The organism is Pseudomonas sp. GL_117, assembly GCF_057835125.1.
The window spans coordinates 5,247,744-5,266,631 of record NZ_CM174418.1 but is presented as its reverse complement, the minus strand read 5'-3'; the positions used below and the strand labels follow the sequence as shown (position 1 = coordinate 5,266,631).

Annotated in this window: 18 protein-coding genes; 5 read left to right on the top strand and 13 right to left on the bottom strand. The window is 61.4% G+C overall.

Going from position 1 to position 18,888, the window contains the following annotated elements:
• Positions 1-22 precede the first annotated feature (22 nt).
• From pgi to dksA, 10 genes are all read right to left on the bottom strand, one after another.
• Positions 23-1,687 (bottom strand): glucose-6-phosphate isomerase, encoded by a 1,665-nt coding sequence (gene pgi, locus AC3ISR_RS24010; RefSeq protein WP_226455723.1) that lies wholly within the window; start codon positions 1,685-1,687, stop codon positions 23-25.
• A 213-nt stretch (positions 1,688-1,900) separates the two neighbouring features.
• A complete protein-coding gene (gene panC, locus AC3ISR_RS24005) occupies positions 1,901-2,752 on the bottom strand; it encodes a pantoate--beta-alanine ligase (protein ID WP_463984663.1) in 852 nt (283 codons plus the stop codon).
• Positions 2,749-3,549: a 3-methyl-2-oxobutanoate hydroxymethyltransferase gene (panB, locus tag AC3ISR_RS24000; RefSeq protein WP_192298908.1), complete on the bottom strand. Its 801-nt coding sequence runs from the start codon at positions 3,547-3,549 to the stop codon at positions 2,749-2,751. The genes panC and panB overlap by 4 nt, the downstream gene beginning before the upstream one ends.
• A 278-nt stretch (positions 3,550-3,827) precedes the next feature.
• On the bottom strand, positions 3,828-4,313 hold the full coding sequence (folK, locus tag AC3ISR_RS23995; protein ID WP_463984662.1) for a 2-amino-4-hydroxy-6-hydroxymethyldihydropteridine diphosphokinase: 486 nt from the start codon (positions 4,311-4,313) through the stop codon (positions 3,828-3,830).
• 3 nt (positions 4,314-4,316) lie between these two features.
• Positions 4,317-5,711, bottom strand: coding sequence for a polynucleotide adenylyltransferase PcnB (locus AC3ISR_RS23990; RefSeq protein ID WP_192298906.1), 1,395 nt, complete (start codon positions 5,709-5,711; stop codon positions 4,317-4,319).
• A gap of 696 nt (positions 5,712-6,407) precedes the next feature.
• Complete coding sequence (locus AC3ISR_RS23985) at positions 6,408-7,838, bottom strand: sigma-54-dependent transcriptional regulator (RefSeq protein ID WP_192298905.1); 1,431 nt, start codon at positions 7,836-7,838, stop codon at positions 6,408-6,410.
• Between the two features lie 22 nt (positions 7,839-7,860).
• Complete coding sequence (locus AC3ISR_RS23980) at positions 7,861-10,815, bottom strand: sensor histidine kinase (protein WP_192298904.1); 2,955 nt, start codon at positions 10,813-10,815, stop codon at positions 7,861-7,863.
• Positions 10,799-10,975 carry a hypothetical protein gene (locus tag AC3ISR_RS23975; protein WP_003176118.1) on the bottom strand — a complete coding sequence of 59 codons (177 nt, stop codon included), beginning with the start codon at positions 10,973-10,975 and terminating at the stop codon, positions 10,799-10,801. Before AC3ISR_RS23975 ends, AC3ISR_RS23980 begins: the two co-directional genes overlap by 17 nt.
• A 62-nt stretch (positions 10,976-11,037) precedes the next feature.
• A complete protein-coding gene (gluQRS, locus tag AC3ISR_RS23970; protein WP_192298903.1) occupies positions 11,038-11,925 on the bottom strand; it encodes a tRNA glutamyl-Q(34) synthetase GluQRS in 888 nt (295 codons plus the stop codon).
• Between the two features lie 83 nt (positions 11,926-12,008).
• Positions 12,009-12,452: an RNA polymerase-binding protein DksA gene (gene dksA, locus AC3ISR_RS23965; RefSeq protein WP_192298902.1), complete on the bottom strand. Its 444-nt coding sequence runs from the start codon at positions 12,450-12,452 to the stop codon at positions 12,009-12,011.
• Between the two features lie 318 nt (positions 12,453-12,770).
• On the opposite strand from dksA, the gene AC3ISR_RS23960 reads away from it, so the two are divergent.
• Together AC3ISR_RS23960 and sfsA are read left to right on the top strand one after the other, a co-directional pair.
• Positions 12,771-13,943, top strand: coding sequence for a pyridoxal phosphate-dependent aminotransferase (locus AC3ISR_RS23960; RefSeq protein ID WP_192298901.1), 1,173 nt, complete (start codon positions 12,771-12,773; stop codon positions 13,941-13,943).
• Positions 13,943-14,653 (top strand): DNA/RNA nuclease SfsA, encoded by a 711-nt coding sequence (gene sfsA, locus AC3ISR_RS23955; protein ID WP_463984661.1) that lies wholly within the window; start codon positions 13,943-13,945, stop codon positions 14,651-14,653. Before AC3ISR_RS23960 ends, sfsA begins: the two co-directional genes overlap by 1 nt.
• On the opposite strand, the gene AC3ISR_RS23950 is transcribed toward sfsA, so the two are convergent.
• The gene (locus AC3ISR_RS23950; RefSeq protein WP_192298899.1) at positions 14,650-14,967 is read right to left on the bottom strand and encodes a Rieske (2Fe-2S) protein; all 318 of its coding nucleotides are present in this window, start codon (positions 14,965-14,967) and stop codon (positions 14,650-14,652) included. The two genes, sfsA and AC3ISR_RS23950, sit on opposite strands and share 4 nt — an antisense overlap.
• A 155-nt stretch (positions 14,968-15,122) precedes the next feature.
• On the opposite strand from AC3ISR_RS23950, the gene AC3ISR_RS23945 reads away from it, so the two are divergent.
• The 3 genes from AC3ISR_RS23945 to AC3ISR_RS23935 are packed head-to-tail and all read left to right on the top strand — an operon-like array spanning position 15,123 to position 17,802.
• Positions 15,123-16,001: a heme/hemin ABC transporter substrate-binding protein gene (locus AC3ISR_RS23945; protein ID WP_463984660.1), complete on the top strand. Its 879-nt coding sequence runs from the start codon at positions 15,123-15,125 to the stop codon at positions 15,999-16,001.
• Between the two features lie 50 nt (positions 16,002-16,051).
• Entirely contained in the window at positions 16,052-17,035 is a 984-nt protein-coding gene (locus AC3ISR_RS23940; protein WP_192299107.1) for a FecCD family ABC transporter permease, read from the top strand.
• Complete coding sequence (locus AC3ISR_RS23935; RefSeq protein ID WP_192298897.1) at positions 17,035-17,802, top strand: heme ABC transporter ATP-binding protein; 768 nt, start codon at positions 17,035-17,037, stop codon at positions 17,800-17,802. Before AC3ISR_RS23940 ends, AC3ISR_RS23935 begins: the two co-directional genes overlap by 1 nt.
• A 244-nt stretch (positions 17,803-18,046) precedes the next feature.
• Here AC3ISR_RS23935 and AC3ISR_RS23930 read toward each other — a convergent pair whose 3' ends face one another.
• Positions 18,047-18,319, bottom strand: a complete 273-nt coding sequence (locus tag AC3ISR_RS23930; RefSeq protein WP_010562703.1) for a TfoX/Sxy family protein — start codon at positions 18,317-18,319, stop codon at positions 18,047-18,049.
• Positions 18,320-18,522: 203 nt separating this feature from the next.
• A complete protein-coding gene (locus AC3ISR_RS23925; protein WP_192298896.1) occupies positions 18,523-18,867 on the bottom strand; it encodes a pentapeptide repeat-containing protein in 345 nt (114 codons plus the stop codon).
• Between the last annotated feature and the right edge of the window lie 21 nt (positions 18,868-18,888).

The following is an 18,888-nucleotide window of genomic DNA, read 5'->3' as shown; positions in this document are numbered from 1 at the left end:
CGTTGGCCCTGGAGTGGCCGGATCAGCCGCGGTGACGACCGCGGAAGTAGTTGATCAAACCCTGGGTCGAGGCGTCATCCGCCACGGCTTCTTCAGTGCCGGTCAGGCGATTGTAGACGCCCTTGCCCAGCTCTTTACCCAGTTCCACGCCCCATTGGTCAAAGGCGTTGATGCCCCAGATGACGCTCTGCACGAACACCTTGTGTTCATACATCGCCACCAGTGCGCCCAGACGACGCGGGCTGATGCGTTCCACCACCAGGGTGTTGCTCGGACGGTTGCCCGGGATCACCTTGTGCGGTGCCAGCTTCTGCACGTCTTCTTCGGCGATGCCCTTGTCGCGCAGTTCGGCCTCGGCCTCGCTGCGGGTCTTGCCGAGCATCAGCGCCTGGCTCTGGGACAGGCAGTTGGCGTATAGCCACTGATGGTGGTCCGACACGGGGTTGAAGCTGACAATCGGCACGATGAAGTCGGCCGGAATCAGTTGGGTCCCTTGGTGCAGCAACTGGTGGTAAGCGTGCTGGCCGTTGCAGCCTACGCCGCCCCAGATCACCGGACCGGTATCGGTGGACACCGGGGTGCCGTCCTGGCGCACGCTCTTGCCGTTGGATTCCATGTCCAGTTGTTGCAAGTGCTTGGTGATGTTACGCAGGTAGTGGTCGTACGGCAGGATCGCATGGCTCTGCGCGCCCCAGAAGTTGCCGTACCACACGCCCAGCAGGCCCAACAGTACCGGCATGTTGGCTTCGAACGGCGCGTTCTGGAAATGCTGGTCCATGGTGTAGGCACCGGACAGCAGTTCCTTGAAGTTGGACATGCCGATGGCCAGGGCGATTGGCAAGCCGATGGCCGACCACAGCGAGTAGCGGCCACCGACCCAGTCCCACATCGGGAAGATGTTTTCTTCGCGGATACCGAACGCCACGGCCGCGGCGTTGTTGCTCGATACGGCGATGAAGTGGCGGAACAGCTCGGCTTCCGACCCCCCCTGGGCCAAGTACCAGGCGCGGGCGGCCTGGGCGTTTTTCAGGGTTTCAAGGGTGTTGAAGGATTTCGACGAGACGATGAACAGCGTGGTCTCGGCGCGCAGCTTCATGGTCAGCTCGTGGAACTCGCTGCCGTCGATGTTCGCCAGGTAGTGGCAGCGCACGCCTTTGTGGGCGTAGGACAACAGCGCTTCGGAGACCAGCTCCGGGCCGAGGAACGAGCCACCGATACCGATGTTCACCACGTCGGTGATCGGCTTCTCGGTGTAGCCACGCCACAGGCCGTCGTGGATGCGGCCGACCAGGTCAGTCATCTGGTTCAGCACCTTGTGCACGTCCGGCATGATGTTCACGCCGTTGACCGACAGCTTGTCACCCACCGGGCGGCGCAGGGCGGTGTGCAGGGCAGGGCGGCCTTCGGATGAGTTGACCGGTTCGCCGGCGTACAGCGAGTTGATCGCGGCCTTGAGGTCGACTTCCTTCGCCAGAGCCACCAGCAGGTCACGGGTTTCGCTGGTGATCAGGTTTTTCGAGTAATCGAGGAAAAGTCCGCAGCTGCTCAAGGTGAATTGGGAAAAACGCTGGGGATCGGCATTGAACGCGTCGCGCATGCTGAAATCCTGCATGGCTTGGCGGTGTTGATTGAGCGCTTGCCAGGCGGGCAGAGCGGTAACGTCGTGAGGAGTGCGGTAGTACGCCATCGCTGCGGGTTTCCTTTTATTACGGGGACTGCCTTTAGGACACTTCTAAGCCCGGAACGTCCTGCCTCTCATCAAGCGGCGGACTCCGGACAGCGCTAACCAAGAGCGCAGGGCGATTACATTAAACCTAGCGTGTGAATATGTCTTGGCTTTGTCTGCGCTGTGGCCGGTACTTTTTTATACCGGCACAGAGAGGAGGGCAACAGGCGGGGGTCAGTCGAGGTTCAGATGCAGGTTGTCGATGAGGCGGGTGGCGCCCAGATAGGCCGCAACGAGGATGACGACATCACGGTCTTCAGGCGTTGCCGGGCGCAGGTGCACGCCTTGGCGCACTTCGAGGTAATCGATGCGCAGCCCGGCGGCTTCGATCTGCCGGATGTGTTCGGCACGCAGCTTGGCAAAGTCGTGATCATCGGCCTGGATGGCCGCGGCAATCTGGCTGAGGCTGCGGTACAGCACCGGCGCGATGGCGCGTTGTTCGTCGCTGAGGTAACCGTTGCGCGACGACAGCGCGAGGCCATCCTCGGCGCGCACGGTGGGCTCGCCGATGATCTGGATCGGCATATTCAGGTCATGCACCATGGCGCGGATCACTGCCAACTGCTGGTAGTCCTTTTGGCCAAACACCGCGATGTCCGGCTGGACCATGTTGAACAGCTTGCTCACCACGGTCGCCACGCCTTCGAAGTGCCCGGGGCGACTGGCGCCGCACAGGCCCTCCGACAGCAGCGGGACGCTGACGCGGGTCTGGCCGCTCATGCCGCCGGGGTACATCTCGTCGACGGAGGGTGCGAACAGCAGGTTGCAACCGGCTTGCAGGAGTTTCTCCTGGTCGGCGGCCAGGGTGCGCGGGTATTTGTCCAGGTCTTCACCCGCGCCGAATTGCAGCGGGTTGACGAAGATGCTGGCGACGACAAAGTCCGATTGTTGCGCAGCCTTGGTCACCAGTGTCGCGTGGCCGCTGTGCAGGTTGCCCATGGTCGGCACAAAACCGATGCGTTTGCCGGCGTTGCGCGCGTGGGTCACAGCGGCGCGCAGTTCGCGTAGGGTTTTTACGGTGTTCATGCAGAGAATCCGTGTTCGGCGCCTGGGAAGGTCACGCCTTTGACTTCGGCGACGTAAGCGCTCAATGCCGCGTGGATGCTGTCTTGGCCGGTCATGAAGTTCTTCACGAACTTCGGTACGCGGCCGCTGATCGACAGGCCGAGCATGTCGTGCAGCACCAGCACCTGGCCATCGGTGGCCGAGCCGGCGCCGATACCGATGACTGGCACTTTAACGGCTTGGGTGATTTCCGCCGCCAGCTCGCTCGGCACGCATTCAAGCAGGATCATCGCCACGCCGGCCTGTTCCAGGGCAATGGCATCGGCGCGCATCTGGCGCGCCTGGGCTTCGTTGCGGCCCTGAACCTTGTAGCCGCCGAGGATGTTCACCGACTGTGGCGTCAGGCCCATATGGGCGCACACCGGCACGCCGCGTTCGGCCAGCAGGCGGATCGACTCGGCGAGCCAGACGGCACCTTCGACCTTGACCATATGTGCACCGGCACGCATCAGCTTGCCGGCGTTGTGGAAGGTCTGTTCGACGGTGGCGTAATCCATGAACGGCAGGTCGGCAATGATGAATGCGCCATGGTTGCCGCGTTTGACGCTGGCCGTGTGGTAGGCCAGTTCATCGGTGGTCACAGGCAGGGTGCTGTCATGCCCTTGAAGAACCATGCCCAGGGAGTCGCCCACCAGTAACACTTCGACTCCGGCCTGGCAGCAGGCGTGGGCGAAGGTGGCGTCGTAGCAGGTCAGCATGGTGATTTTTTCACCTTTGAGCTTGAGGCTCTGCAAGGTGGTCAGGGTAATGTCTGGCATGAAAAGGGTCCTCGTTCAGGCGCTTGGAAACAGCGAGTAACGCGCGTGAGTCTTCGTTTATACAGGCGCACTGTCTTGAGAGCAGCGCTTATAAGGCCTGGATTGCGCCCTTCAGTGCCGGGTTGGCGGCAGCGGGACGCCTATAGTCGTGAGGAGGACACGGGAAGTCAATTGGATGTGTTACCGCATTGTTACGATGGCGGTGTTACCGCTGTTACTGATGCGATTCAGCAGGGATCAGCCGTTTTTACAGTGCCGAAGCTCCCACATTGATCGAGTCAGTCTGGAAGGATGCGTTCCAGCCCGACGAATGGGCACGCAGCCAACAGGTCACTGAGTTGCCGGCCGTCGGATAGCTGCAGGGTGCTCGGCGCCAGTTCAGCCAGCGGGTACAGCACGAAGGGCCGCAGGTGCATCTGGTAGTGCGGCACCTTGAGGCGCGGTTCTTCGATCAGGCGATCGCCAAACAGCAGGATGTCCAGGTCCAGCGTGCGTGGGCCCCAACGCTCAAGGCGCTCGCGGCCCTGGTCGTTTTCGATGGCTTGCAGCGCATCCAGCAGGGCCAGCGGCGCGAGGTCGCTGTCCAGCGCGGCCACCGCGTTGGTGTAGCGCGGTTGGCCCGGGAGCAGGGAATCGCTTTGATAGAAGGCGGATACGCCGACGAGCGTGGTGCCGGGCAATAACGCCAGCGCCTCGATGGCGCTGCGCAATTGCTGGTCCGGGGCAGCCAGGTTGCTGCCCATCCCGATGTAGATACGTTCCACGGTTTATTCGCCCGAGGCGTCGGCCGCGCTGCGTTTGCGCTTGCTGCCGCTGCGTCGGCGTTTCTTGGGCCCTTCGCTGGCGCCATCGCCTTTGCTGCCGAGGTCGCGGATCATGTCGCGGCGCTCGCTGTCATTGGCGTCCTGATAATCGGTCCACCATTCGCCCAGGCCGTCGGTCTGCTCGCCGGCGCTTTCGCGCAGCAGCAGGAAGTCGTAGCCGGCACGGAAGCGCGGGTTGTCGAGCAGCAGGTCGGCGCGTTTGCCGCTGCGGCGCGGCAGGCGCTCCTGCATGTCCCAGATCTCGCGGATCGGCATGGTGAAACGTTTGGGAATGGCAATGCGCTGGCACTGCTCGGCGATCAGTTCGTGTGCCGCTTCCTGCATGGCCGGAATCGGCGGCATGCCGCGCTCTTGCAGGCGCAGAACGCGTTTCGGCAGGGCAGGCCACAGCAAGGCAGCAAACAGGAAAGCCGGGGTCACCGGTTTGTTCTGCTTGATGCGCAGGTCGGTGTTGATCAATGCCTCGCTGATCAGCGTGTGGGTGTACGTCGGGTTGTACTCCAACGCCTCGGCGCTGGCCGGGAACAGGGGGTCGAACAACTGCAGGTCGACGAGCATTTCGAAGGTATCGGCGGCGTGGCCCGAGAGGAACAGCTTGAGCACTTCTTCGAACAGGCGCGCCGAAGGAATTTCCCGCAGCATCGGTGCCAGCTCGCGAATCGGCGCGGCGGTGTGTTTCTCGATACCGAAGTTCAGCTTGGCGGCAAACCGCACCGCCCGCAGCATGCGCACCGGGTCTTCCTGGTAGCGCTGCGTCGGGTCGCCGATCAGGCGGATCAGGTTGTTGCGAATATCGTGTACACCGTTGGCGTAATCGAGGATGCGCTCGCTGACCGGGTCGTAATAGAGGGCGTTGATGGTGAAGTCGCGACGTTGCGCGTCTTCTTCCAGGCTGCCATAGACGTTATCGCGCAGGATGCGTCCGCTTTCGTTGCGGGAAGACTGGTTGGTGTCTTCCTCTTCATCGTTTTGCGGGTGGCCGGCGCGGAAGGTCGCGACCTCGATGATCTCGCGACCAAAGTGGATGTGCACCAGCTTGAAGCGACGGCCGATGATGCGCGCATTGCGGAACTCGGCGCGCACTTGTTCAGGCGTGGCGCTGGTGGCGACGTCGAAATCCTTGGGCGTGATGTTGAGCAACATGTCGCGCACACAGCCGCCGACCAGGTAAGCCTGGTAGCCAGCGTTCTGCAAGCGTTCGACGATATTCACCGCATAACGGCTGAATTGAGCGCGTTGCAGCGAATGTTGGCTGCTATTGAGCACTTCAGGCGTGCTGCGTTTGTGTTGCGTACGACGCAAGGGGGAACGGAATGACTGGAACAACTTCTTCAGCATGGGATGCACTGTTTGAAGGAATGTTCGGCCATAACGAAGAATGACCGCATGATGGGCGGGGATTCTAGCATTTAGTCAGGGGATGGTGTAGGAACAAGCTACAGGCATTGCGCCATAAGCCTTTGGTGGTCAAATTCCGGAAACTACAAGGGGAGCCGAAGCTCCCCCAGAAGTAGTTGCGTGCTCTATTTTTATTATTGATTGCGGGCTTCTTGTTTTTGTTGATCGCCCTCGCCATGAAGCTTCACCTTCATGACACTCCCAATCGGGAGTCAAGAGCAAACGGATTGCTTTGGTCGCTGTGTTGCTGATCTACGATCCAACCAGTTCAGGCTCTGCCTTAGGGCAGTTTTTGTTGTTCTCGGCCTGGTTGCGGGGCAAGCCCCAAATGCAACGCCTCTCCAAAAGAATCAGTTAGCTGCGCCTCCGCCGTGTTGTTTTTGTTATGCGTGAGTCGATTCGTCTTATTTTTATTGTCTTGTACAAAGCTTGTTATTGTTTTTGTACTAAGCATATAGCAGGGTGCGTGCCAACTTTTGCACCGCCCAATAAAACCGGGGGGTTGAGCGGTTTTTGGGCTTTTGGCGGGCAAAAAAAAGCCGGGGCTTCGTTACCGTAAGCCCCGGCTTTTGTTACGTGAAAATCATCGGTAACAGTTTTTTCACATCTGAGGGTGTTACCTGTGGGGTCACACCCTCAGCTTTCGCTGGCCACCCCGGTCTTGCGCCGTGGGATGCCCAGGCGCTGGCGACGTTCCCACAGGCACTTGCGGCTCACGCCCAGCTTGCGTGCCAGTTCGGTCTCGGTCATGTGGTCCTGATGCTCGAGGACGAAGTGCTGGAAGTAGTCTTCCAGTGACAAGTCTTCTGTCGGCTCATGGCTGGTAGCGTTGGCGCCGCCCTGTTGTGGGGCCAGGCCGATGAAGTCGTCATCTTCCAGGTCGCTGAGCTCTATATCGATACCTAGCAGCTCGGCGGAAATTTCCGGGCTCTCCGACAGAATCACCGCACGCTCCACCGCGTTCTCCAGTTCCCGCACGTTGCCCGGCCACGAGTAATGCCGGATCGCCTGCTCGGCATCCGGGGCGAACTTGAGATCGGTACGGTTGATGCGTGCACTCTGGCGTTGCAGGAACGCGTTGGCGATCTCGTTGACGTCGGCGCCACGCTCGCGCAGGGCCGGCAGCTTGAGGGCAATCACGTGCAGGCGGTAATACAAGTCTTCACGGAACTGGCCGATCTTGGCCAGGCTCTTGAGATCCCGGTGAGTCGCCGCGATCAGGCGCACGTCGACCTTCTGCGATTGCACCGAACCGACGCGGCGAATCTCGCCTTCCTGCAGTACGCGCAGCAAACGTGCCTGCGCTTCCAATGGCAGTTCGCCGATTTCGTCGAGGAACAAGGTGCCGCCGTCCGCCGCTTCCACCAGGCCCGCACGCCCGGCGCTGGCGCCGGTGAAGGCGCCTTTTTCGTGGCCGAACAGTTCGGACTCGATCAGGGATTCCGGGATTGCCGCGCAGTTCACCGAAATCATCGGGGCCTTGGCGCGCTTGGACAGGTTGTGCAGGGCGCGGGCCACCAACTCTTTACCAGTGCCCGACTCGCCCTGGATCAGTACATTGGAATCGGTAGGCGCGACCTTGCGGATCTTGCCGTACAGGTCCTGCATCGGCGGGCAGGAACCGATGATGCCGATCTCGCCATTGCTGTTGTCGACACCTGGCTTGTCGGCCGCTTTGCCGGCTGGACGCGGCTCGGCAGGGGTACTGCTGGCCGACTGACGGTCGCGCAGGATACGGGCCACGGCCTGGAGCATTTCGTCATGGTCGAAAGGCTTGGCGATGTAGTCCACCGCGCCCATCTTCATGGAGTCCACCGCCGAGCGCAGGCTGGCGTAGCTGGTCATGATCAGCACCGGGGTGCCTTGGCCAAGCTTGATCAACTCGGTGCCAGGTGCGCCCGGCAAGCGCAGGTCGCTGACAATCAGGTCGAACGTGGGAATGCTGAACCGCTCCTGGGCTTCCTGTACCGAGCCAGCTTCGCTGACCTGGTACTGATTACGTTCAAGCAGGCGACGCAAGGCAGAGCGGATAATGGTTTCGTCTTCGACGATCAAAATGTGCGGCATTGATTCAATTCTCTCGACGGTCTCAGTTCACAGCGGACGTCGCTTCGACATGACGCGGCAAGGTCACCCGAATACGGGTGCCGCGTTGGCTTTCGGTGTCAGCCGGGCTGTCGATGGTGATTTGTCCATAATGCTCTTCAACGATGGAATAGACCAGTGCAAGGCCCAGACCGGTGCCTTCACCCGGGTCCTTGGTGGTGAAGAAGGGTTCGAACAATCGGTCCATGATGTTCTGTGGAATGCCGCTGCCTTCGTCTTCGACGATCAGGTCGACCGTATGCTCGAAAGCCTCGGTCTTGACGCGTACCGCACCACCGGCCGGGGTCGCGTCACGGGCATTGGACAACAGGTTGATCAGCACTTGGGCCAGACGCTGTGAGTCGCCGTCGACCCAATGGTCCGGGTCGCACAAGTTGAAAAACTGTACTTCGAAATTTCGTCGGTTCAAGGCCAGCAGCCCGATGGCGTCCTGCGCCACTTCGGCCAGGCACACCGCTTCGTCCTGGTTTTGATGGGCGCCGGCGTGGGCAAAGCTCATCAGCGACTGCACGATGCGCGATACGCGCTTGGTCTGTTCGAGGATCTGCCCGCTGATCTCGGTGATTTCACCGTCCTCTTCGCGCTCTTCGCGCAGGTTCTGCGCCAGGCACGCGATACCGGTGATCGGATTGCCAATCTCGTGGGCCACACCGGCCGCCAGGCGACCAATACTGGCCAACCGCTCGGAGTGCACCAGCTTGTCTTCGAGCATCTGGGTTTCGGTCAAATCTTCCACCAGCAACACCAGGCCGCTGTTGCCCGGCGCCAGGGGCTCGTCGATGGCGGCTTTGTGAAGGTTCAGCCAGCGGGTCTGGCCGTCGAGGGCCAGGTGCTGTTTGTGCAAGTGTTCGTCGGGCAGGTTGATGAAACCTTGCAGCAACTCTCTCCACGGTTCGCCCAGGGTATTGAGGCGCGAGCCGACGACCCGTTGCGCAGCGATGCCGGTGAGTTCTTCCATGGCCTTGTTCCACATCAGGATCTCTTGATCCTTGGCCAGGGAGCAGACGCCCATCGGCAGTTCCTGCAGCGTCTGGCGGTGGTAGCGGCGCAAGGCGTCGAGTTCGGCGGCAAGGCCCGTGAGGCGCGAGTGGTAGTCCTCCAGCCGGCTTTCGATGAAGTGGATGTCTTCGGTGACGTAGTTTTCGCCGCCCGCCTTGTAGGGCAGAAAGGTTTCCACCATGTCCTGGGACACGCTGGGACCCATCAGGCCGGACAGGTTGGCCTCGATGCGATCGCGCAGACGGCGCAGCGCGTACGGGCGACGTTCGTCGAACGGCAGGTAGAGATCGCGCAGTGCCTGCTCGACTTCCTTTTGCGCGGCCTTGGCGCCCAGTGGCTTCGCCAGTTGCGTGGCGAATTCCTGGGGTGAGGCCGCGTGCAGTTCGCGCCGTTGCGGGCGGCGCACGTTGTCCACCGCGCAGGCTTCGGCGGCGCTGGTTTCCTCCGGGCTGGCATTGGTGAACAGCGAGATCAGGGTGAACATCAGGACGTTGGCGGCCAGGGATGCAATCGCCGCCATGTGCCAACTGGTGTCGTCGAGCACGTAGATCATGTTCAGCAGCGGGATGTAGAAACCCTGCAAGTTGCCGACCAGCGGCAGCAGCATGGTCACCGTCCAGACCAGGATCCCTGCCAGCAGCCCGGCGATGAAACCGCGGCGATTGGCTGTCGGCCAGTACAGCACCGACAACACCCCCGGCAGGAACTGCAAGGTGGCGACAAACGCGACGATGCCCAGGTTGGCCAGGTCCTGCCCGGCGCCGAGCAGCAGGTAGAAGCCGTAGCCGGCCATGATGATCGCGACGATCAATGCGCGGCGCGTCCACTTCAGCCAGCGGTAGATATTGCCTTCGGCCGGCGGCTGGTACAGCGGCAGCACCAAGTGGTTGAGCGCCATGCCCGAGAGCGCCAGCGTGGTGACGATGATCAGCCCGCTGGCCGCCGATAAACCGCCGACATACGCCAACATCGCCAAGGCCGGACTATTGGCCGCAATGCCGATGCCAAGGGTGAAATATTCAGGGTTGGTGGTCGCGCCCAGCTTGAGGCCGGCCCATAGGATCAGCGGCACCGCCAGGCTCATCAGCAACAAGAACAGCGGCAAGCCCCAACTGGCACTGACCAGCGAGCGGGGGTTGAGGTTTTCAGTGAAGGTCATGTGGTACATGTGCGGCATCACGATCGCCGAGGCAAAGAACACCAGCAATAACGTGCGCCACGGGCCTTCCTGCAAAGGTGTGTGCAGGGCCGCGAGGGCGGTCTGGTTTTGCAGCAGCCACAGTTCCAACTGTTGCGGGCCGTCGAACACGCCGTAGAGCGCATACAGGCCGACGCCTCCGATGGCGATCAGCTTGATCACCGATTCAAAGGCAATCGCAAACACCAGGCCTTCGTGCTTCTCGCGGGTGGCGATATGGCGCGAACCGAAGAAGATCGTGAACAGTGTGATCAGTGCGCAGAACGCCAGGGCGACGCGATGCTGCACGGGCTCGCGGGTGAGAATGCTGATGGAATCAGCCACCGCCTGGATCTGCAGGGCCAGCAGCGGCAGCACGCCGATCAACATGAAAATCGTAGTCAGCGCGCCAGCCCAGGTGCTGCGAAAGCGGAAGGCGAACAGGTCGGCCAGGGACGACAGCTGGTAGGTGCGGGTAATTTTCAGGATCGGGTACAGCAACACCGGCGCCAGCAGAAACGCGCCGGACACGCCGAGATAGCTGGAAAGAAAACCATAACCGTACTGATAGGCCAGGCCCACCGTACCGTAGAACGCCCAGGCGCTGGCATAGACGCCGAGGGACAAGGTGTAGGTCAACGGATGGCGAATGATCGCCCGCGGAATCATTCCGCGCTCACTGATCCAGGCCACCCCGAACAGCGCGGCCAGGTAGGCGGCGCTGACCAGTAGCATCTGGGTGAGACTAAAGCTCATCGGCATCTTTTTGGCTCTGCAGGATGAAAGTCACGACGATCAGGATCAGCCACAGCAGATACGGGCGATACCAGGCGCCCGTGGCGTCGATCCACCAATCCATGATGGCGGGGGAAAACAGGTAGATCCCGACGACCAGCAGCAGGACCAATCGATAGATGTACATGTTGGCCTCTGATTAGAAAACTGCGGCGATGGTAACGGATGGTGGGCAAGCTGCAAGCGCCTTCAGCTCAATTGCGCTTCGGCCAGCGTGAGTGTGCGTGGGATCTGTGCCGCATCCCAGTGCTGGATGCCCCAATCAAGCAGTTCACGTGGGCTGGCGTGCAACAGCTCGTCGCCGGGTTGCTGGCCGAGGGCGCGCAGTGCCCGCAGTAGCAAAGGCGTGGCCTGGTCTGGTGTCAGCGGTGGGGAGCGGTAGGACTTGCCCAGTTTGTTACCGTCCGGCTGGACGATCAGCGGTACGTGCAGGTAGCGCGGTTGGCGCAGGCCCAGCAGTTCTTGCAGATACAACTGGCGTGGCGTGGAGTCGAGCAGGTCGGCACCGCGGACAATATCGGTAACACCTTGCCAGGCGTCGTCGAGGACCACGGCCAGTTGATAGGCGTACAGGCCATCGCGGCGACGGATGACGAAATCGCCGACATCGCGGCCCAGGTGCTGTCGGAATTCGCCCTGAACCCGGTCGGTAAAGTGATACTCCAGTTCCGGCACACGCAGACGGATTGCGGCATCTTGCTGATCGTGACCGGCGTTGCGACACAGGCCGGGATAGATCCCGTTGTAGGGCTCCAGCTGTTTGCGCGAGCACGTGCAGGCGTAGGCCAGGCCATGGTTGAACATATCGTTCAACACTTTTGCGTAGGCGTCATGCCGCTCGCTTTGTCGGACCAATTCGCCGTCCCATTCAAAGCCGTAGCTTTCCAGCGCATGCAGGATGGCTGCCTGGGCGCCGGGCTCTTCACGGGGAGGGTCGAGGTCTTCCATACGCATGAGCCAGCGGCCTTGATTGGCGCGGGCGTCGAGGTAGGAGGCGAGGGCGGCGACCAGGGAGCCAAAGTGCAAATGGCCGCTGGGCGTGGGGGCGAAGCGCCCGATATAGGTAGAGGCTGTCATGGGCCGGATACTACTGGAAAAACGGTAAACGCCAGAAACAAAAATGGGGCGTTTGCACGCCCCATTCGTTCAGCTCGGAAGGATTACTTGCCGACCTGCTTTTCCTTGATTTCCGCAAGGTTCTTGCAGTCCACGCACATGTCTGCGGTAGGACGGGCCTCGAGGCGGCGAATACCGATCTCGATGCCGCAGGACTCGCACCAGCCGTATTCTTCGTCTTTGATCATTTGCAGTGTCTTGTCGATCTTCTTGATCAACTTGCGCTCGCGATCACGGGCGCGCAGTTCGAGGGCGAACTCTTCTTCCTGGCTGGCACGGTCTGCCGGGTCGGGGAAGTTGGCTGCTTCGTCCTTCATGTGGTCAACGGTACGGTCGACCTCCTGCATCAAGTCCTGTTTCCACTTGTTCAGGATCTTGGTGAAGTGCTCGCGCATGGGCTCGCCCATGTACTCTTCGCCCTTCTTTTCCACATAGGGTTCGAAGCCGCTGAGGCCTTGAGTCTGCTGTTGCTTTGCTTGGGTGGACATGAATAGACCGCCTCTCACTCTTCTAATCCATTGCGCAGGATTGCAACATCACCGACACCTGCCGGCCCTGCGGCTGCAAGCGGGCGAACTTACCAGATAGATTCGGGGTGCGCCACTCCCGGTTGTCGAGGCCGTGGCGAAGGCGTCGCAAACTGCGGCGGCCCGTCGTAGCTGGGCATGCACTGTCTCGAATCTTGATTTTAGTCGTTTTGCAGACGCTTGCCCGGCCTGCGCGGATAGCCGGGCAGGCAATAGAACATGTTTTACCGCGTGGGTTCGGTAGAATCCGGATTTTGTCCTCACCGTTAAGGAAGGCTAATGGTCCAGCCCTACAGTGCGCGCAGTCGCGCCATCGAACCTTTTCATGTCATGGCGTTACTGGCACGTGCCAATGAGCTGCAGGCCGCCGGGCATGACGTGATCCACCTGGAAATCGGCGAGCCGGACTTCACCACCGCCGAGCCGATTATCCGTGCCGGCCAGGCGGCGCTGGCCAATGGCAAGACCCGTTACACCGCAGCCCGCGGTCTACCTGAGTTGCGCGAAGCGATCAGCGGTTTCTACCAGCAACGTTACGGCTTGAATATCGACCCGGAGCGCATCCTGATCACGCCTGGGGGCTCAGGTGCATTGTTGTTGGCCAGCAGCTTGTTGGTGGATCCGGGCAAGCACTGGTTGCTGGCCGACCCTGGCTACCCGTGCAACCGCCACTTCCTGCGGCTGGTGGAGGGCGCGGCGCAGTTGGTGCCGGTGGGCCCGGACGTGCGCTATCAACTGACCGCCGAGCTGGTGGCCAGGCATTGGGACCAGGACAGTGTGGGCGCGCTGGTCGCTTCCCCTGCCAACCCGACCGGCACCATCCTCACGCGCGACGAACTGGCTGGCTTGTCGACGGCAATCAAGGCGCGTCACGGTCACTTGGTGGTGGACGAGATTTACCACGGCCTCACCTACGGCACCGATGCCGCCAGCGTGCTCGAAGTGGACGATGACGCCTTCGTCCTGAATAGTTTTTCGAAGTATTTCGGCATGACCGGCTGGCGCCTGGGTTGGCTGGTAGCACCACCGGCTGCAGTCGGGGAGTTGGAGAAACTCGCGCAGAACCTCTACATCAGCGCACCCAGCATGGCCCAGCATGCCGCGCTCGCGTGTTTCACCCCGGACACCCTGAGCATCCTCGAGGAGCGCCGCGCCGAATTCGGCCGCCGTCGCGACTTCCTGCTGCCGGCCCTGCGTGAACTGGGTTTTGGCATTGCGGTTGAGCCGCAGGGGGCGTTCTATTTGTATGCCGATATCAGCGCGTTCGGTGGTGATGCCTTCGCGTTTTGTCGACACTTCCTTGAAACCGAACATGTGGCGTTTACGCCGGGGCTGGATTTCGGTCGCCATCAGGCCAGCCATCATGTGCGTTTTGCCTACACGCAAAACCTTGAGCGGCTACAAGAGGCGGTGGATCGGATCGCCCGTGGGTTGCGGAGCTGGCAAGGCTGATGCGTTTTAATCCTCCCCTCGAACAAGCGCGGCTGATCCGTCGTTACAAGCGTTTTCTCACCGATATCGAAACCGTTGGCGGCGAGTTGCTGACTATTCACTGCCCGAACACTGGCTCGATGCTCAACTGCATGGTGGAAGGCGGGCAGGTGTGGTTCAGTCGTTCCAATGACCCCAAGCGCAAGCTGCCCGGCACCTGGGAAATCGCCGAGACACCCCAGGGCCGCCTGGCCTGCGTCAATACGGCACGCGCCAATCAGTTGGTCGAGGAGGCGTTGCACGCCGGGGTGATCGCTGAGCTCAATGGCTTCACCGCACTCAAGCGTGAAGTGCCGTACGGCCAGGAGAAAAGCCGCATCGATTTTCGCCTGGAATACCCCGACGGTGTGGCTTATGTGGAAGTCAAAAGTGTCACCCTGGGCTTCGATGACAGTGCGGTCGCGGCGTTCCCGGACGCGGTAACGCAGCGCGGAGCCAAGCATCTGCGCGAGTTGGCGCACCTGGCCCGCGAAGGGGTACGGGCGGTGCAGTTGTATTGCGTCAACCTCTCGGGGATTGAGGCGGTGCGCCCGGCCGTGGAAATCGATCCCGCTTACGCGGCGGCATTGCGTGAGGCCAAGGCTGCCGGTGTACAAGTGTTGGCGTATGGCGTGCGGGTCACGCCGCAGGAAGTATGCGTAGAGCGTCGCCTGGACGTACTGCTCGACTAGAGTTCCACCCACAAGCCCTGCGCGTCTTCACGGCCGGGCAGGGCGGTGAGGCTTTGGCCGGCGCACGGGCCGGAGATGCACTCGCCACTTTCGATCAGGAACAAGGCACCGTGGGTGGCGCACTGGATCAGGCTGGCGCTGGTGTCAAGGAACTGGTCCGGCTGCCATTCCAGCGGGATGCCGCGATGAGGGCAGCGGTTGATGTAGAAGTAGGCAACGCCGTCACGGCGCACCGCCAACAGTTTGCAGCCATCGATTTCAAAACCGCGGCTGCTGTCGGGGGCGAGGGTGTCGGAGGGGCAGAGAAACTTCATTTCAATCCTTAAGTGCCTTGACGTTCAAATGCAAACAATTATCAAATGCAGGCTTCGCCCGTCAGCTGACTGGGCGCCCAGTACGATGCCCGGCAGGGATTATCTGTCACATCGATGAGTGCCCGTAAGGCCCGCCTTTGGAAGGAAACCCTGTTATGCGCTTGAGTGCCAGCGCTATTGCGCTTGTTGTCGGACTGCTGTTCAACCTCGGGGCACACGCCTCTGAACGGCCACAACGCTGGGTCAGTGCCGGTGGGGCGCTTTCGGAGTGGGTGACGGCCCTGGGGGGCGAGTCGAATCTGGTGGGGGTGGACACCACAAGCCAGCATCCGGCCTCACTCAAGGCCTTGCCGAGTATTGGTTATCAACGACAACTGTCGGCGGAGGGCATCCTGAGCCTGCGTCCACAGATTCTGGTGGGCACCGAGGAGATGGGGCCGCCGCCGGTGCTGGCGCAGATCCGCAGCGCGGGCGTGCAGGTGGAGATGTTCTCGGCCCAGCCGGATCTGCCGACGCTGAAGGGCACCCTCCAGCACTTGGGCAAGTTGCTGGGTGATGAAACCAAGGCCAATGAGTTGTTTAGCGGATATGAGCAGGTTCTGGATCAGCAGAAGAACTGGTTGACCAAGGCCCAAGCCACGCAAAAGGCCCCGGGTGTATTGCTGTTGCTCGGCCATTCGGGTGGCAAGCCGCTGATTGCCGGCAAGGATACGGCGGCGGACTGGGTGTTGCAGCAGGCCGGTGGACGCAACCTGGCGACCCACAGTGGTTACAAGCCGTTTTCGGTAGAGTCGCTGGCTGGCTTGAGCCCTGATGTGCTGGTGTTCTCTGATCGCGCCCTGAGCGGTGATGCGGCGCGGGCGGCCCTGTTCAGGGAGAACCCGATCCTGGCTGCAACCCCGGCGGCCAAAGGGGGACGGGTGTTTGAGCTGGACCCCACGCTCTTGGTCGGTGGGCTTGGGCCGCGCTTGCCGCAAAGCCTCAAGCAATTGTCCGCCGGGTTTTATCCGTCCCAGGGCAAGCCTGCCCCATGACTACTCTGGTTAAACCCAAGACGCTGTTTATCGGGCTGGCGCTGTTGTGTGTGTTGGCGATTTGGCTCTCATTGGCCCTGGGGCCGGTCAGCCTGCCGTTGTTGGATACGCTCCGCGCGGCGTTGCGCTTGATGGGCGCCCCTATCGAGGCCCAAGGGCTGGAGCAGGCGGAGCTGATCCTGGGGCAGATCCGTTTGCCGCGTACGTTGCTGGGGCTGGCGGTGGGCGGGGTGCTCGCGTTGTCGGGCGTGGCGATGCAGGGCCTGTTTCGCAATCCGCTGGCGGACCCGGGGCTGGTCGGGGTGTCGAGCGGCGCGGCGTTGGGGGCGGCGATTGCGATTGTCGGCGGCGCTTTTTTTGGCGGTTTGCCGCAAGCGTTCGGCCCTTATTTGTTGTCATTGTGTGCGTTTCTCGGTGGCTTGGGGGTCACCGCACTGGTGTATCGGCTGGGGCGGCACAACGGGCAGACGAACGTCGCGACAATGCTGCTGGCCGGCATCGCTCTTACGGCGCTCGCGGGTTCGGCGGTGGGGCTGTTTACTTATCTGGCGGACGACGCCACCTTGCGCACCCTGACCTTCTGGAACCTGGGCAGCCTCAATGGCGCCAGCTATTCGCGGCTGTGGCCGTTGCTGCTGGTGAGTGCCGCTGTCGCGTTGTGGCTGCCGCGTCGGGCCAAGGCCTTGAATGCGCTGCTGCTGGGCGAGTCCGAGGCCAACCATCTCGGGGTTGATGTTGAGCGGCTCAAGCGCGAGTTGGTGTTCTGTACGGCCCTCGGCGTTGGCGCAGCCGTGGCGGCGGCGGGGATGATCGGGTTTGTCGGCTTGGTGGTGCCGCATCTGGTGCGATTGCTGGCGGGGCCGGATCATCGGGTGTTGCTGCCGGCGTCGGTGCTGGCGGGGGCGAGTTTATTGCTGTTTGCCGACTTGGTGGCCAGGCTGGCTTTGGCGCCGGCGGAGTTGCCCATCGGTATTGTGACTGCGTTTATCGGCGCGCCATTTTTTCTCTACCTGTTGTTGCGGGGGCGTGCCTGATGCTGCGTGTGGAAGACCTGCAGATCCGTCGCGGCCGCAAAACCGTGCTGGCGGATGTCACCCTGGAGCTGCTGCCGGGTGAAGTACTCGGTGTGCTGGGCCCCAATGGCGCGGGCAAAAGCACGTTGCTCGGTGCGTTGTGCGGTGAGTTGCCGCCGGATCAGGGCGGCGTATGGTTGGATCAGCGCCCGCTGAGCGAGTGGAGTGGTTCGCAGCGCGCGCAACGTTTGGCGGTGTTGCCGCAGTCTTCGTCCCTGGAGTTTGCCTTTCGCGTCGAAGAAGTCGTGGGCATGGGCCGCTTGCCCCATCAGACCGGGCGGATGCGCGATGATGAAATCATCGCGGCGGCCCTGCTGGCAGCGGATGTCGGGCATTTGAGCGGTCGCAGTTATCTCGCCTTGTCCGGCGGCGAGCGTCAACGCGTGCACCTGGCGCGAGTCTTGGCGCAGTTGTGGCCGGGGGAGGCTGGGCAGACATTGTTGCTGGATGAGCCGACATCGATGCTCGACCCTTTGCATCAACATACGACCTTGCAGGCGATCCGCACCTTCGCCGATCGCGGCGCGGCGGTGCTGGTGATTCTCCACGACCTGAATCTGGCGGCGCGTTACTGTGACCGGATCTTGCTGCTGGAGGCGGGGCGTCCCCATGCCCTGGATACGCCAGTACAGGTGATGCAGCCGGAGCCGCTCAAGGCAGTGTTCGGTTTGGATGTGTTGGTACAGCCGCATCCGGAACGGGGGCATCCGCTGATCATTGCGCGCTGAAACGTAGTTTTGCGCAGGCAAAAAAAGACCCGGCAAGAGCCGGGTCAAATAACCGTGATTAGCCTGATGAGGAGATAATCTGAGAGTCCGAACCAAGGGTCTTTCAGTTATCGGCTGATCTCGCGACCAGTTGTGATAATCATAACGATTCTCATTTGAGAGTCAACATTTGTTTTTGCATGCATTCGTGCTTTTCTCAAACGCTCGTTCGTAACCCCCGTCAACCCTGGCTCTGACCGTCGCGCTAATTCTTCTGGCGCGCCGAGATAGCATCCAATTGACGGTTCAACGCTTCCTTGCGCTCGGCTGGAATGTCGTTCCAGTGAACATCCATCAACGCCCCTTCAATTGCATACAGCAAGACTTTCGATGCGCGGAACCCGCGAGTCCGTACAGCTCGGTAGGCGTCGACCGCGCCCAGGCGACGCAGGTCGGACGCACTGTGGATGCCCACCGCATGCAGCCATTGTGCTGACGTCTTGCCGAGGTTTTTCAGGTGTTGCAGCTCATCGTTCATCAAGCCTCCTTGCGACGGCCGAATGGTGCGGTGGGTATCGTGACCAGGCAAGCCTGAAAAGGAGTGTAGCGCTCAGTAGGAAAAGCGTAGTTCTTTGGCCTGAAACGGCCTAAAAGCTTATAAGAATGGTGCGGGGATTTTTTGCAGGGCAGGGATGGAGCACCCCGGAGCACTGAATGTGTCCGGGGCTTTGCGGCAGGGAATTACTTGGTGCGATAACGCAGGCGTGTACCGAAATTGACCGACATGAGGATCTCGTCGGCGGTCAGTTCGGGCGGGAAGTAAGTACCGGATATCTGTGCATGGGCCAGGCTGGCGCCTTCGAGCGAGCACTCGCGCAGATCCAGGCCGCGCAAATCGGCCGAGCGGAAATAGGCGTCGGTGAAGTCCACGCCCGCGGCTTCCAGTTCGCGTAAATCCAGCCCTCGGAAGTCGCCACCGCGCATGTCGATCGTGCCGCCTTTTGGGCGCTCCAGGTTGAAGCCGCGAATATCGTCTTTATGCAGGAGCGAGTAGAGCGGTGTATCAAGAAGCTTCGGCTGACTCATGATGGCAACTCCTGTTAGTTT